Genomic DNA, 13411 nt, shown 5'->3' with positions numbered 1-13411 from the left:
GCGGCCGTCCGGCAGCAGCTCGAGCTCAACTTTCTTCGCGGTGCTCACCGTTCTGCGCGCGGTCCTCCCCGGGATGCGCGCGCGGCGCAGTGGCTGGGTGGTCAACATGTCGTCGGTGGCCGGGGTGCGGGGGGTAACGGGGTTCGGTTACTACAGCGCGGCCAAGCACGCGGTCGAGGCGATCACCGAAGTGCTCCGCGCCGAAGTCGCGCCGCTGGGCATCAAGGTGCTGGCGGTGGAGCCGGGCGCGTTCCGCACCAGGGCGTATTCCGAGTTCGCCGGCGAGCCGGTCGAGGAGGAGATCGCCGACTACCGGCCGATGCTGGAGGGCGTACGTGCAGCGATGGTCGGCCAGGACGGCAACCAGCCCGGTGACCCGCGGCGGGGGGTGCGAGCGGTGTTGGCGGCCATGGCCCAGGAGTCGCCGCCACATCGCCTGGTCTTGGGCAGCGCGGCCTTCGATGCGGTGACCGCGACCTTCGAGGAGGCGCTGGCCGACGTGCGAGCCTCCGAACAGGCAGCCCGGGGCGCCGACTTCCCAGCGGGCGGATAGACCCAAGGTGCTGGCGGTGGAGCCGGGTGTGTTCCGCACCAGGGCGGACGCCGGGTTCCGGGTCGAGGAAGAGATCGCCGATTACCGGGCCGATGCTGGCGGGTGTGCGTGCCGCGATGGTCGGCCAGGACGGCAACCAGCCCGCTGACCCGAGGCGGGGCGCAAGCGGGGTGCTGGCGGTCGAGCCGGGGGCGTTCCGCACCAGGGCCTACGCGCGGTTCGGCGGTGATCCGGTCGAGGAGGCGGGCCGCGATGGTCGACCAGGACGGTAATTACGTGACCCCGCGGCGGGGCGTCCAAGCGGTGCTGGCGGCCATGGCCCAGGACCCGCCGCCACACCGCCTGCTTCTCAGCAGCCGCCTTCGAGCTGTGACCGCGACCTTCGAGGAGGCGCTGGCCGACGTGCGAGCCTGCGAATGGGCAGCCCGGGGCGCCGGCTTCCCATCGGGCGGATGGACCCGCCAGGGGCACGTCGGGCTGGTGCCGACCGTGCGAGGATCGGCGCTGTGATGGGAACGCTCAAGACTGAGCCGGCGCTTGGCCGGACCGATCTGTTGGCGAAGCCGGTTGTCGAGGCGCTCGAGCGCTGGCCCGGTGACGCGTCCGTGCCGGTCGAGGACATCCTGGTCGCGCCGATCGACGCCGACCTCGCGGACACCGCGGCGTTCTGCGAGGCGTACGAGGTCGGGCTGGACGTCTCGGCCAACTGCGTGATCGTGGCCGGCAAGCGCGGCGGTGAGGTGCGCTACGCCGCCTGCCTGGTGCTCGCCACCACGCGCGCCGACGTCAACGGCATCGTGCGGAAGCTGCTCGACGCCCGCAAGGCCAGCTTTGCCCCGATGGACGAGGCCGTCACGCTCACCGGCATGGAGTACGGCGGCATCACGCCGATCGGGTTGCCGGACGTCTGGCCGATCTTCGTCGACGCCCGCGTCGCCGGCACGACGCGGGTGATCATCGGGTCGGGTGTGCGGCACAGCAAGATCGAGCTGCCGGGTGCCGCCCTGGCGTTGCTGCCGAACGCGCAGGTGGTCGACGATCTGGCTCGCTGATCGCTCATGTTCCACGTGGAACATGAAGATCAACTAGCTGAGGCCGCCTCGCGCTGCTCGACCTCGGCCAGCACCTGGAGCAGGGTGTCCGCCTCCTGCGCGCCGCTGACGCCGTACTTGCCCGCGAAGACGAACATCGGCACCGCGGTGATGCCGAGCTCGCGGGCCTCGGCCAGCGCGGCGCGCACCTCGGCCTCGCCTCCGCCCGACGCCAGGTGAGCGGCCGCGGCGTCCGAGTCCAGCCCGATCGAGCCGGCTAGCTTCGCGAGCTCCTGGTTCGACCCGACGTCGACGCCGTTGACGAAGTGCGCCTCGTAGAGGGCCTCCACCATCTCGCCCGACTTGCCGACCTGGTCGGCGAACTGGACCAGGCGGTGCGCGTCGAAGGTGTTGGCCGCCAGCGACCGGGAGAAGTCGATGTCCAGACCGTCGCGGGCCGCGGTCTGCGCCGTGTGCTCGGTGATCTGCCGAGCCCGCGCCGGGCCGCCGAACTTCTGCGCGAGGGCCTCGATGGTCGGGATAGGCGCCGGCACGGGGGACGGGTCGAGCTGGAACGGCCGGTATCGGATGGTCACTTCGCCGGGGTACGACTCGAGCGCCTTCTCCAGCCGCCGCTTGCCGATGTAGCACCAGGGGCACACGACATCGGCGTAGATTTCGATCTCCACGCCAGCCCCAACCCGCGACTCAGGCGATCTGTTCCCGCACCTGCCGCTTGAGTCGCGCCAGGATCGCGCCGCCACCGCGCACCCGAAGCGGGCTGATCGCCTGGGCCAGGCCCATCTGCTGGTAGAGGTCGTCGGGCACCGAGAGCACCTCGTCGGCGCTAGCGCCGGAGAGCCCCTCGGCCAGGATGCCGGCGAAGGCGCGCGTCGTCGGCGCCTCCGGAGGGCAGTCGAACCAGGTCGTCACCGTCTTGTCCGGGGCAACGACGGCCGACAAGAAGAACGGCGTCTGGCATTCGGGCACGGGCTCCATGCCGGCGTGGCCAGCCATCTCGGGCGGCAACGCCGGCACGGCGTCCGAGTACTCGAGCAGCATCTCCAGCACCACGTCGCGCGGTGCGGAGCGGAACTCGTCGACGATCTCGGCCAACTTCGGCGGCATACGTCTAACTTAGTTGGGCTGGGCGGTGGCTGCCGTCTCGTGGATGAGGGCCAGGTCACCCATGGCGATGATGCCCACGAGCTGGCGGTCGGCGTCGGCGACCAGGACGCGGCGGACGGATCGCTGCCGCATCAGGTCGGCCGCCTCCTTCAGCGTGGCCGACTGCTCGATGATCACGATCTCGCGCACCGCCACCTCGCCAAGAGTCACCGAAGACGGCTTGCGGTTGGTCGCGACGGACCGGGTGACGATGTCGCGGTCGGTGACCATGCCCGCCAGGCTGGCTCCGTCGGTGACCACCACGTCACCGATGTCGGTTTCGGCCATCGCGCGGGCGGCCTCGTCGAGCGGCGTCTCCACCGGTAGATAAACGATCCGCTTGGTCATGACGTCCGCAACTCGCACAGTGGCCACGGCCCCTCCCCGCTCCCCGTCGCGCCCGCTCCCAGCCTTCGCTCAGCTAAGCCGACGGTACGCCGGAATTCGCCGTGCGAGTCGCAATCGCGTCAGCGACCTCCTCGACGGATACGTCTGTCCGTTCACCGGTCGCCCGGTCACGCACCTCCACGTATCCCTCAGTGAAACGGCGGCCCACCACGACGGCCACCGGGACGCCGATCAGTTCCGCGTCGGTGAACTTGACGCCCGGCGAGACGTTGGGGCGGTCGTCGACCAGCACCCGCAGACCCAGCCGGTGCAGCCGCTCGCCGAGCGCGAGCGCACCCGCGATCTGGTCGCCCTTGCCCGCGGCGACCACGTGCACGTCGACCGGCGCCACCGCGGCCGGCCAGACCAGGCCGCGCTCGTCGTGGTGCTGCTCGGCGATCGCCGCGACCGCCCGGGAGATGCCGATGCCGTAGGAGCCCATCGTCGGCCGGACCGGCTTGCCGTCAGCACCCAGCGCGTCGACCTCGAACGCGTCGGTGAACCGGCGGCCGAGTTGGAAGACGTGGCCGATCTCGATGCCCCGGCGCATCATCAGGGTGCCCGAGCCGCAGGCCGGGCAGGGGTCACCGGCGCGCACCTCGGCGGCCTCGATCGTGCCGTCGGCGACGAAGTCGCGCCCGTGCGTCACGTCGATCGCGTGCCGCCCGGTCGAGTTGGCACCGGTCAGCCAGGCGGTGCCGACGGCGACCCGGGGGTCCACGAGGTAGCGGATGCCCAGCCCGGAGAGCACCTGCGGGCCGATGTAGCCGCGGACCAGCGAGGGATGGGCGGCCCAGTCGTCGAACATCGCGACCGTGGCGGGCTCGAGGGAGGCGGCGAGGCGCTTGAGGTCGACCTCCCGGTCACCGGGCACGCCGATCACCAGCGGGGCGCCTTTCCCACCCGGCGGGGTAACCGTGACCACCACGTTCTTGAGGGTGTCGGCTGCGGTCCAGTCGGTGCGGCCGCCGAGCGCGCGGGCGTTGGCCAGCGCGACCAGCGACTCGATGGTCGGCGTCTCCGGGGTGTCGTGCGTGGTCGCCGCGGGACGAGCCGCGGGGTCGGTCGCCTCCGCGGGCGGCGTCACCACGGCCTCGGTGTTCGCGGCGTACGCGCAGGCTTCGCAACCCACGTAGGTGTCCTCGCCGGAAGGCGCCGTGGCTAGGAACTCCTCGGACGCCGAACCGCCCATCAGCCCCGAAGACGCCTTGACGACCGTGTACGTCATCCCGAGCCGATCGAAGATCCGCTGGTACGCCGCGCGCATGGTCGCGTAGGAAATGGCGAGGCCGGCGTCGTCCAGGTCGAACGAGTAGGCGTCCTTCATCAGGAACTCGCGGCCGCGCAGCAGCCCAGCCCGCGGCCGCGCCTCGTCGCGGAACTTGGTCTGCACCTGGTAGAGCGTCACCGGAAAGTCCCGGTAGGAGCTGAACAGGTCACCTACCAGGAGCGCGAACATCTCCTCGTGGGTGGGCGCCAGCAGGTACTCGGCGCCGCGCCGGTCGGCCAGGGTGAAGATGCCGTCGCCGTACTCGAGCCAGCGTCCGCTCGTCTCGTAGGGCTCGCGCGGCAACAGCGCCGGGAACTGCACCTCCTGTGCACCGGCTTCGGCCATCTCGGACCGGACCACCTCGGTGACCCGGTCGAGCACCAGCTTGCCGAGCGGCAGCATGGTGAACCCACCCGGCGCGGCCCGCCGGATGTATCCGGCCCGCAGGAGCAGGCGGTGGCTGGCGACCTCGGCGTCGGCCGGGTCCTCGCGCAGCGTGCGGAGGAACAACGTGGCCATACGGAGCAGCATTCGCGCAGCTTAGGTCTGGCGCCGAAAGACAGTCGACCGAGTTTGACGCGGTGATGTTCCTGACCCGGATGGGTGTCGTTCCCCGCAGTCAGTGCCAGAATGCGCCATGTGCATTGGGGTAGTTACGTAGCGGTCGGCGACAGCTTCACCGAGGGAATGGACGATCCCTACCCGGACGGCACCTATCGCGGCTGGGCCGACCTGGTCGCGGCGCGGTTGGCGGCCGACCGGCCGGACTTCCGCTACGCGAACCTGGCGATCCGTGGGCGGCTGTTCCCGAACGTGGTCGCCGAGCAGGTGCCGGTCGCGGTGGAGATGAAGCCGGATCTGATCAGCTTCGCGGCCGGTGGCAACGACGTGTTGCGCCGTTCGTTCGACCCGGAGACCTTGATGGGCCGGTTCGACTCGGTGATCCGCGAACTGCGGGCGACCGGCGCCGACGTCCTCGTGTTCCGGTTCGCCGACGTCACCTCGCGGCTGCCCGGCCAGCGGATCATCGGTCCGCGGGCGGCCATCCTCAACCGCGCCGTCGGCGAGACCGCGGAACGCTACGGCGCCCACCTGATCGACCTCTTCGCCGACGACGAGTTCCGCAACCCCGTGATGTGGGGCCAGGACCGGCTGCACCTGTCGGCCGCCGGCCACCGCCGGGTCGCCGGGCACGTGCTGACCACGTTGGGCGTACAGGCGGATCCGGACTGGCTGGTCCCGCAGGCGTGGCTGCCGTCGGCGCGCTGGCTAAAGGCCCGCGCGGCCGACGCGATGTGGGCCGGCCGACATCTCGCGCCATGGGTCAAGCGCCGGCTGACCGGACGCTCCTCGGGCGACCTGGTCACGGCCAAACGCCCGGAGTTGTCACCGTTCGGCGAGATCGGTTGACCCAGGTGTGACCTCGACGGTGTTCACTGTCCCGCATGGCACAGCTGAGCCGCCGAGGTCTGCTGGGCGCCACCGCCGTGGGTCTCCTGGGCGTCGCCGCCTGCGAAGGTGAGCCAGCGGCCCAGCCGAATTTCGACCCGCATGACTGGGCGAGCGTCCGAGCCCAGTTCGCTCTCGACCCGGCCGTGGCGCACCTGTCCACGTTCGTCTTCGCACCGCATCCGGCCGGTGTGCGCGCCGCGATCGAGCAGCACCGGGCCGGGTTCGACCGCGATCCGATCGGCTATCTGCACGCACACGAGGCGCGGGCCGAGGGCAGGGTGGCCGGCGCGGCCATGAAATACCTGGGCAGCGGGAGCGATCGGGTGGCGTTCACCGACTCCACGACACTCGGGCTCGGTCTGCTCTACGGCGGGCTGCGGCTCGGCGCCGGCGACGAGGTGCTCACCACCGAGCACGACTTCTACGCGACCCACGACGCGTTGCGGCTGCGCACCGAGCGCGACGGGGTCCCGGTCCGGCAGATCGAGCTCTACTCCGACCCGGCCACGGCGTCCGTCGACGAGATCGTCGGCAAGCTGACCGCCGCGGTCGGGCCGCGTACCCGGGTGGTCGCGGTGACGTGGGTGCACTCCAGCACCGGGGTGCGGCTGCCGATCCGCGCGATGGCCGACGCCCTGGCCGGCCGCGACGTGCTGCTCTGCGTCGACGGGGTGCACGGGTTCGGCGCCGTCGACGCGACGCCCGAGAGCCTGGGCTGCGACTTCCTGGTGTCCGGCTGTCACAAGTGGCTGCACGGCCCCCGCGGCACGGGGCTGGTCTGGGGTTCCGACCGCGGCTGGGAAAGGTTCGCGCCTAGCGTGCCGTCGTTCGACGGGCGCAGCCTGGCCGCCTGGCTCACTGCCGGCAAGGCGCTGACGCCCCCCGGCCCGGCCGCGACCCCCGGTGGCTACCACAGCTTCGAGCACCGCTGGGCCCTGGCCGAGGCGTTCGACCTGCACGACAGCATCGGGCGGGGCCGGGTCGCCGGCCGGGTCCGCGAGCTGGCGACCCGGCTCAAGGACGGGCTGGCCGGCATCGGCGGGGTCGAGCTCGTGACGCCGCGCGACCCCGAGCTGTCCGCCGGCGTCGTCTGCTGCCGGATCGGTCGCATCCAGGTCGACGAGGCGGTGGGCCGGCTCGCGGCGGCCAAGGTGGTGGCCAGCGCGACGCCCTACCGCACCACGTACGTGCGGTTCGGTCCGAGCATCGCCAACAGCGAGGAGCACGTCGACGCCGCGGTGCGCGCCGTTCGTGGCCTGGTGTGAGAGTTACGGGTATAGCGTTGGTGTTATGCCCGTTTCGAACGACCCGGACCCCCGGCTGCAGGCGTACGCCCACCCGCAGTCCCTGGTCACCACGGAGTGGCTGGCGGAGAACCTCGGCCGTGACGGCTTGGTGGTCGTCGAGTCCGACGAGGACGTGCTGCTCTACGAGTCCGGCCACATCCCCGGCGCCGTCAAGGTCGACTGGCACACCGACCTCAACGACGAGGTCAGCCGCGACTACGTCGACCCGGAGGGCTTCGCCTCGCTGTGCGCCGCCAAGGGGATCAGCCGCGACGACACCGTGGTCTTCTACGGCGACAATTTCAACTGGTGGGCGGCGTACGCCCTCTGGGTGTTCTCGCTTTTCGGCCATCGCGACGTGCGCCTGCTCGACGGCGGCCGGCAGAAATGGGTCGCCGAGGGGCGGGAGCTGACCCGCGACCGCACCCAGCGCCCGCCGACGCCATATCCGGTGCCGCGCCGCGACGACGCCCGGATCAGGGCCTTCCGCGAGCAGGTGCTGACCCACGTGCAGGCCGGCCGGCCGCTGGTCGACGTGCGCTCGCCGGACGAATACACGGGCAAGCTGCTGGCCATGGAGGCGTACCCACAAGAGGGCGCGTTGCGCGGCGGGCACATCCCGGGTGCGCTCAGCAAGCCGTGGAAGTCGGCGGCCAACGACGACGGCACCTTCAAGTCGGCCGACGAGCTGCGCGTCATCTACGAGGACCAGCTCGGGCTGTCCGAAGGGGACGACGTCATCGCCTACTGCCGGATCGGTGAGCGCTCCAGCCACACCTGGTTCGTGTTGCAGCACCTGCTCGGGTTCACCCACGTGCGCAACTACGACGGCTCGTGGACCGAGTGGGGCAACCTGGTGCGGTCGCCGATCGCCCGCGGCGAGCAGCCGGGGTCCCTCAAACGCGGAACGTGACGTCCAGCACGCCCAACGGCCGGACAAAGCCCCCCATAACCCCCCCAATTACTAGGCCAAGTTCAAGATCGCGACATCTTGTTGGTCTTGACAGCTGGCTAGGCTGGCCACGTGACGCTGGAACAACAAGCGGACCCCGCCCCGAGCGACCGGAAGGCGTCGCGAGGCGGCAGCCTCGCGGCGGCGCAGGACCCCCGGCATCCAGCCGCGTCCACACCGCCCAAGCGCCGGTCGCGGCGTGAGGAGATCCTCGAGATCGCGGTCGGCCTGTTCGCCGCCCGCGGCTATCACGGCGTCTCCATGGACGACATCGGGTCGGCGGCCGGGGTCACCGGCCCCGCGCTCTACCACCACTTCGCCGGCAAGGAAGCCATGCTGGTGGCCGCGCTGATCCCGGTCAGCGAGGGGCTGCTGGTCGGCGGCCGCGAGCGGGTCGCACGGCACCCGGGCGAGACGGCCCTCGCGTCACTGGTCGAGTTCCACGTCGACTTCGCCCTGGCCAACCCCGCCGTGATCGCCCTGCACCTGCACGAGCTCGACCGGCTGCCGGAAGACCCGCGCCGCCAGATCCGCCGACTCCAGCGGCTCTATGTCGAAGAGTGGGTGAACGTGTTGCTGCGGATCCGTCCCGACCTCGCCGCACCCGAGGCGCGGGCTCTGGCGCATGCCGCCTTCGGCCTGATGAACTCCACCCCGTTCCTGGGTGGAGAGGTCGATCGCGACCGGCTCGCCGAGCTGCTCCGGGCCGCGACGATGGCCGCCTTGCGGCCGACATCCTGACCCGCCCACGCACTGAACGACCCCTCAGGTAAACATGGTTGGCGGGCATCGTCGCCCGCGCCGAGAGGGGAGTCCTGATGATCGAGTCTCTGCTGGTCGCCAACCGGGGTGAGATCGCCCGCCGGGTGATCCGCACCGCGCGCCGGCTCGGCGTGCGCACGATCGCCGTCTACTCCGAAGCCGACGCGGACCTCCCGTTCGTGAAGGAAGCCGACGAGGCGGTGCTGATCGGGCCGGCCAACGTGGCCCAGAGCTACCGCAACGTCGAGGCTCTCCTCGCCGCCGCGAAGACCACCGGCGCGCAGGCGGTGCACCCCGGCTACGGCTTCCTCTCGGAGAACGCCGAGTTCGCCCGCGCGGTCCAGGCGGCCGGGCTGGTCTGGGTCGGTCCCAGCCCTGAGGCGATCAGCGCGATGGGCGACAAGATCAACGCGCGCAACCTGATGGCGGCCGCCGGCGTGCCGGTGGCACCCGGCACCACCGACCCGGCCGCCTCGGTGGACGCCGCGGTCGAGGAGGCCGCCGCGATCGGCTACCCGGTGATGGTGAAGGCCGCAGCGGGTGGCGGCGGCATGGGCATGGGTGTCGCCGCCGACGAGACCGCACTGCGCAACGAGTACGACAAGGTCCGCACGTTCGCCGAGCGGATGTTCGGCGACGGGTCCGTGCTGATCGAGCGTTACTTCCCCCGCGTACGCCATGTCGAAGTGCAGATCCTGGGCCTGGCCGACGGCACCGTCGTCGCGCTCGGCGAGCGGGAGTGCTCGGTGCAGCGCCGCAACCAGAAGCTGGCCGAGGAGTCGCCTTCGCCCGCGGTCTCCCCGGAGCTGCGCACCCGGCTGCTGGCGGCCGCCGTGCGGGCCGGCGAGGCGGTCGGCTACCGCAACGCCGGCACCGTCGAGTGCCTGCTGGAGCCCGCGACGGGGGAGTTCTTCTTCTTGGAGATGAACACCCGGCTGCAGGTCGAGCATCCCGTGACCGAGCTCGTCTACGGCGTCGACCTCGTCGAGGAGCAGCTGCGGGTGGCTTCCGGCCTGCCACCGGCGTTCGACGCGGCGGGCCTGGAGGCCCGCGGGCACGCGATCGAGCTGCGGATCAATGCCGAGGACCCGAAGCGGTTCCTGCCCGGCCCGGGCGCGGTCACGACGTGGGTGGAGCCGACCGGCGAGGGTGTCCGGGTCGACTCGGGGTACGCCGCAGGGACGATGGTGACTCCGTTCTACGACTCATTGATGGCCAAGCTCGTTGTGTATGGCGACGACCGGGCACAGGCGCTCGAACGGGCCAGGGCCGCGGTCGCCGCGTTCGAGATCGAGGGTCCTAAGCAGAACCTGCCGTTCTTCGCGGAGCTCCTGGACAACGCCGAGTTCCGTTCCGGCGACTACGACACGGGCATCGTGGCACGCATGCGATAAGTAGCTAGATGACCATTTTTTCCCATTCACCTGCGTGACCCCGTTCAGGCCAGTTCGTTACCTAAGGCAGTGGCGGTCATAACCGGTCAAATCAGGCCGGACCGCCACCGCTAACGAACGGCGAGCGGGAAGGCGGGACCATGATTCGGTCGGGAGTCGAGCGCGTAAAGCGCCAGGCTTCGCGCCGGGTCCTGGCTCGCACGCTCGTCGTCGGCGGTCTCGCGGGGGCGGCCTGGCTGCTCTCCGCATCGGCGGCTTCGGCCGCCGCCGCGGAGCCGCCCGCCGACCGCGGCACGGGGTCCGTCCTCGAGCCGCTGGGCGGCGTGCTGGAAGCCGCGAAGCCGGTGTTGAGCACGGCAACAGGCCTGCTCGGGGGAGCGTTGGCCCCGGCGCACGGATCCATGGCGTCAGCGACGACGCCCGGCTCTGTCGCACCGGTGATCGCACACGCGCCCATCGAGCAGCCGGTGCCGACCGGCCGGGCCGCCGTGCGGCGGGTGAGTTCCGATCCCGCCGTCGCCGTTGTCGCACCCAGTACGACGGCGAAGCGCTCCATCATCGCGGACGCGTCCCCGGCTCTCGCGCCGGATCAGGCCGCCGTCCGTACGGCCGACCGCGCCGGCGTCCCTGACGGGTCGCCGAACCGTTCGGCGGACCGGCCGGAACCCCGCGTCAGCGGGTTGGCCGGCATCGGACTGGTCGCTCCGCTCGGGGTCACCCGTGCGCTGACCGTCCCGGGCGCCCTGCTTACCCCGGTGGCTCAGGTCGCCCTGCCGGCGCTCGCGCCGGTCACCGCGTTCCTCCGTCCGATGACCTCGATGCTGCGGTTCGCCGTGGTGCCGTTGTTCGGCACGGTCGGTGTGGTGGCCAGGACGGTGACCGGCACCTTGCCCGGCCCCCGTGGCCGGCCAACCTCGGTTGTCACGCCCAACGGTTTCGTCGGCGTGCACGCAGGCGTGTCATCCGGCACGACCGGCACGACCGGCACGACCGCTCCGGGTCCGGCCACACCGGCCGCACTCCGGGCCGCTCACACCGAGACGAGCACCGTCCGGCAGCATGCCGGCCGGCCGGAACGCACGGTCGAGGCCGTGTCGTCCCGGACCAAGGGCGATGCGCCCAGCCTGCCGTATCCCGTGCCCACACGGGGCGAGGGCAGCGCTTCGGGGACCCCGGCCAGCCTGGCGGGTTCACCGATGGGCGGTGGTGCGTTCGCCACCGTTCCCTCGTCGGTCGCGGACAGCATGCTGGCCTACCAGCTGCTGCCGAAATCGGCCGACACAGTGGTACCGCGGCGTGACGCCGAGGAACCGACCGTCTCACCTGACTAGTGATGAAGGACCTGCACCGGCGACGGGCAGGAGCCGACCAGCCCCACCGGGCCACCCGGCCCGCGTAGCGCGGCAGACCAGGGATTCCGATGACCGCTCGCACTAGCGGCGAACCCCTGGCCGGACATCACGAACCACAACCTGGGCGCATGTCGACAGGCGGAGTCAGGGCACCTCACGGCACCGTCGCGCCCGGACAGCGACACCACGGCAACACCCTCTTACTGACATTATTGAAAGGTCACTTCACCCAATGAAGACTTGGGTTCGCAAGTCCATCAGCGTTGGCGTCATGGCGGCTGGTGGTCTGCTCATCACTCAGACGGCGGCTTCGGCCGACGTCATCAGCAACGGCAACTTCGGCATCGGCAACGGCACCCAGGTGTTCGCGCCGATCCAGGCCCCGATCAGCATCTGCGGCAACGGCGTGGCCGGCGCGGGTGGCGTCGCGTTCGCGGCGTGTGACGGCGGCGCGGCCGCGGTCAACGGCGGCGGCGGCAACCTCATCTCGTCGAACAACTTCGGCATCGGCAACGGCACCCAGGTGTTCGCGCCGATCCAGGCCCCCATCGACGTCTGCGGCAACGGCATCGCGGCCGCGGCGGGCGTGGCATTCGCCGCGTGTGACGGTGGCGCCCTGGCCGTCAGCGGCAATGGCGAGAGCGACGACAACGACGGTGGCTACCGCAAGAGCCACCACGACGCCGCCGACGAGGCCGTCGCGATGGCCGAGGGCAAGGGCAAGCACAAGAAGAACCGGGGTGCTTTCGACGACGCGGCGACCAACGTCATCTCGTCGGGCAACTACGGGATCCTGAACGGCACCCAGGTCTACGCGCCGATCCAGCTGCCGATCAGCATCTGCGGCAACTCGATCCCGCTGGTCGGTGGCGTCGGCTTCGCGGCGTGCGACGGCGGCGCGGCCGCGGTCCAGGAGAGCGCCCGCGTCGAGGGCGGCGACTACGACGGCCGGGGCAACCGCGGCGACGAAGGCACCCTGGTCTACACGGGCAACAACTTCGGCATCGGCAACGGCACCCAGGTGTACGCGCCGATCCAGGCGCCGATCAGCATCTGCGGCAACGGCATCGCCGCCGCCGCCGGTGTCGCGTTCGCGGCTTGCGACGGTGGCGCGATCGCCCTCGGCGAGAGCGCCCGCGAGGAAGCCGACGTCATCACGGCCGGCAACTACGGCATCGGCAACGGCACCCAGGTGTACGCGCCGATCCAGGCCCCGATCGACATCTGCGGCAACTCGATCGCGGGCATCGCCGCGGTCGCGTTCGCGGAGTGCGACGGTGGCGCGATCGCCCTCGGCGAGAGCGCTCGTGCCGAGGGTGTCCGCGACGAGGCGCTGCCGGTCATCGGCTCGCTCCCCGTTGTGGCCGGCCTGCCGGTCGTCGGGCAGCTGGGGCAGAGTGCCGCTCCGGCCGCCGCTGCCCCGAAGATGGCCGACGCGCCGGGCGCCCGCTCGGCCGGCACCGAGGGTGACGACTACGACGACGATGACGACCGCGGCCACGGCAAGCACGGCAAGCACGGCAAGCACGACCAGCACGGCAAGCACGACCAGCACGGTTCGCGTGGTGGCTCCGTTGCCTCCAACGGTGGGACCAACGTGATCACCACCGGGAACTTCGGCATCGCCAACGGCACCCAGGCGTACGCGCCGATCCAGGCGCCGATCGACATCAGCGGCAACGCCATCTCGGCCGCCGGTGGCGTCGCCTTCGCGCAGAGCGTGGGCGGGGCGCTCGCCCTCAGCTGATCCACCGCACCACCGCATTACCGCACGAAAAAGGGCCCCCGCGACCTGCGGGGGCCCT

Annotated in this window: 15 protein-coding genes; 11 read left to right on the top strand and 4 right to left on the bottom strand. The window is 71.2% G+C overall.

Going from position 1 to position 13411, the window contains the following annotated elements; translation table 11 throughout:
- The first annotated feature begins 40 nt into the window (after positions 1-40).
- The 4 genes from AB0J88_RS27655 to AB0J88_RS27640 all read left to right on the top strand — a co-directional run bounded on the left by AB0J88_RS27655 (position 41) and on the right by AB0J88_RS27640 (position 1605).
- Positions 41-553 carry an SDR family NAD(P)-dependent oxidoreductase gene (locus AB0J88_RS27655; protein WP_364350755.1) on the top strand — a complete coding sequence of 171 codons (513 nt, stop codon included), beginning with the start codon at positions 41-43 and terminating at the stop codon, positions 551-553.
- A gap of 104 nt (positions 554-657) precedes the next feature.
- Positions 658-825 carry a hypothetical protein gene (locus AB0J88_RS27650; protein WP_364350758.1) on the top strand — a complete coding sequence of 56 codons (168 nt, stop codon included), beginning with the start codon at positions 658-660 and terminating at the stop codon, positions 823-825.
- A gap of 4 nt (positions 826-829) precedes the next feature.
- The gene (locus tag AB0J88_RS27645; protein WP_364350761.1) at positions 830-1063 is read left to right on the top strand and encodes a hypothetical protein; all 234 of its coding nucleotides are present in this window, start codon (positions 830-832) and stop codon (positions 1061-1063) included.
- A complete protein-coding gene (locus AB0J88_RS27640; protein ID WP_364350764.1) occupies positions 1063-1605 on the top strand; it encodes a YbaK/EbsC family protein in 543 nt (180 codons plus the stop codon). The genes AB0J88_RS27645 and AB0J88_RS27640 overlap by 1 nt, the downstream gene beginning before the upstream one ends.
- Positions 1606-1634: 29 nt before the next feature.
- On the opposite strand, the gene AB0J88_RS27635 is transcribed toward AB0J88_RS27640, so the two are convergent.
- Genes AB0J88_RS27635 through AB0J88_RS27620 form a run of 4 tightly spaced genes read right to left on the bottom strand, consistent with a single transcriptional unit; the run spans position 1635 to position 4939 of the window.
- Positions 1635-2273: a DsbA family oxidoreductase gene (locus tag AB0J88_RS27635; protein WP_364350766.1), complete on the bottom strand. Its 639-nt coding sequence runs from the start codon at positions 2271-2273 to the stop codon at positions 1635-1637.
- 19 nt (positions 2274-2292) lie between these two features.
- Positions 2293-2712, bottom strand: a complete 420-nt coding sequence (locus AB0J88_RS27630) for a SufE family protein (protein ID WP_364350769.1) — start codon at positions 2710-2712, stop codon at positions 2293-2295.
- Between the two features lie 9 nt (positions 2713-2721).
- Positions 2722-3126, bottom strand: a complete 405-nt coding sequence (locus tag AB0J88_RS27625; RefSeq protein WP_364350772.1) for a CBS domain-containing protein — start codon at positions 3124-3126, stop codon at positions 2722-2724.
- A 46-nt stretch (positions 3127-3172) separates the two neighbouring features.
- Positions 3173-4939: a proline--tRNA ligase gene (locus tag AB0J88_RS27620; RefSeq protein WP_364350775.1), complete on the bottom strand. Its 1767-nt coding sequence runs from the start codon at positions 4937-4939 to the stop codon at positions 3173-3175.
- 108 nt (positions 4940-5047) lie between these two features.
- On the opposite strand from AB0J88_RS27620, the gene AB0J88_RS27615 reads away from it, so the two are divergent.
- The 7 genes from AB0J88_RS27615 to AB0J88_RS27585 all read left to right on the top strand — a co-directional run bounded on the left by AB0J88_RS27615 (position 5048) and on the right by AB0J88_RS27585 (position 13353).
- On the top strand, positions 5048-5818 hold the full coding sequence (locus AB0J88_RS27615) for an SGNH/GDSL hydrolase family protein (RefSeq protein ID WP_364350778.1): 771 nt from the start codon (positions 5048-5050) through the stop codon (positions 5816-5818).
- A 35-nt stretch (positions 5819-5853) separates the two neighbouring features.
- Positions 5854-7125, top strand: coding sequence for an aminotransferase class V-fold PLP-dependent enzyme (locus AB0J88_RS27610; RefSeq protein WP_364350781.1), 1272 nt, complete (start codon positions 5854-5856; stop codon positions 7123-7125).
- 25 nt (positions 7126-7150) lie between these two features.
- Positions 7151-8059: a sulfurtransferase gene (locus tag AB0J88_RS27605; protein WP_364350784.1), complete on the top strand. Its 909-nt coding sequence runs from the start codon at positions 7151-7153 to the stop codon at positions 8057-8059.
- A gap of 246 nt (positions 8060-8305) precedes the next feature.
- The gene (locus tag AB0J88_RS27600; protein ID WP_364351048.1) at positions 8306-8839 is read left to right on the top strand and encodes a helix-turn-helix domain-containing protein; all 534 of its coding nucleotides are present in this window, start codon (positions 8306-8308) and stop codon (positions 8837-8839) included.
- A gap of 77 nt (positions 8840-8916) precedes the next feature.
- Complete coding sequence (locus AB0J88_RS27595) at positions 8917-10254, top strand: biotin carboxylase N-terminal domain-containing protein (RefSeq protein WP_364350786.1); 1338 nt, start codon at positions 8917-8919, stop codon at positions 10252-10254.
- A 140-nt stretch (positions 10255-10394) separates the two neighbouring features.
- Positions 10395-11585: a hypothetical protein gene (locus tag AB0J88_RS27590; RefSeq protein WP_364350789.1), complete on the top strand. Its 1191-nt coding sequence runs from the start codon at positions 10395-10397 to the stop codon at positions 11583-11585.
- Between the two features lie 292 nt (positions 11586-11877).
- Entirely contained in the window at positions 11878-13353 is a 1476-nt protein-coding gene (locus AB0J88_RS27585) for a chaplin family protein (RefSeq protein ID WP_364350792.1), read from the top strand.
- Positions 13354-13411: the final 58 nt, after the last annotated feature.

The sequence above is a fragment of the Asanoa sp. NPDC049475 genome (assembly GCF_040676915.1).
GTDB lineage: Bacteria > Actinomycetota > Actinomycetes > Mycobacteriales > Micromonosporaceae > Asanoa.
Note: the sequence above shows the minus strand (reverse complement) of the source record. Positions and strands in the feature narration are given on the sequence as shown.

Bases quoted from the DNA above. Each gene is read 5' to 3' on its own strand.
- AB0J88_RS27605 (WP_364350784.1), top strand. From the start codon at position 7,151: ATGCCCGTTTCGAACGACCCGGACCCCCGGCTGCAGGCGTACGCCCAC.
- AB0J88_RS27595 (WP_364350786.1), top strand. From the start codon at position 8,917: ATGATCGAGTCTCTGCTGGTCGCCAACCGGGGTGAGATCGCCCGCCGG.
- AB0J88_RS27640 (WP_364350764.1), top strand. From the start codon at position 1,063: ATGGGAACGCTCAAGACTGAGCCGGCGCTTGGCCGGACCGATCTGTTG.
- AB0J88_RS27620 (WP_364350775.1), bottom strand. From the start codon at position 4,939: ATGCTGCTCCGTATGGCCACGTTGTTCCTCCGCACGCTGCGCGAGGAC.
- AB0J88_RS27630 (WP_364350769.1), bottom strand. From the start codon at position 2,712: ATGCCGCCGAAGTTGGCCGAGATCGTCGACGAGTTCCGCTCCGCACCG.
- AB0J88_RS27610 (WP_364350781.1), top strand. From the start codon at position 5,854: ATGGCACAGCTGAGCCGCCGAGGTCTGCTGGGCGCCACCGCCGTGGGT.
- AB0J88_RS27585 (WP_364350792.1), top strand. From the start codon at position 11,878: ATGGCGGCTGGTGGTCTGCTCATCACTCAGACGGCGGCTTCGGCCGAC.
- AB0J88_RS27590 (WP_364350789.1), top strand. From the start codon at position 10,395: ATGATTCGGTCGGGAGTCGAGCGCGTAAAGCGCCAGGCTTCGCGCCGG.